The following is a 272-nucleotide window of genomic DNA, read 5'->3' on the forward strand; positions in this document are numbered from 1 at the left end:
TGTAGATACCATCTCTCTATACCGATTTCAAACACTCATTTAAATTGCTTGAGATCGGTATTCGCTTTGGTGCTTTAACACCCCAAAACAAATCTGTACTAACTTTCTCATTGCAGCGCCAAGCGCCTGCATTTTTGTTTTTCCTGCCTTCAATAAACGTTCATATTGAATCTTAATATCAGGATTATATTTAGTGGCAACAATCGCAGCCATGTATAAAACAGCCCGTATTCGACCCGGTCCATTTTTACATAATGTTGTTCGCCCCTTCA

Annotated in this window: 1 pseudogene; it reads right to left on the bottom strand. The window is 39.0% G+C overall.

Going from position 1 to position 272, the window contains the following annotated elements:
• Nucleotides 1-39 precede the first annotated feature (39 nt).
• Nucleotides 40-272 (bottom strand): annotated as a pseudogene (locus H4J65_RS05880) (IS110 family transposase); the annotation flags it as partial.

It is taken from the genome of Colwellia sp. MB02u-9 (genome assembly GCF_014077085.1).
Taxonomy (GTDB): domain Bacteria; phylum Pseudomonadota; class Gammaproteobacteria; order Enterobacterales; family Alteromonadaceae; genus Cognaticolwellia.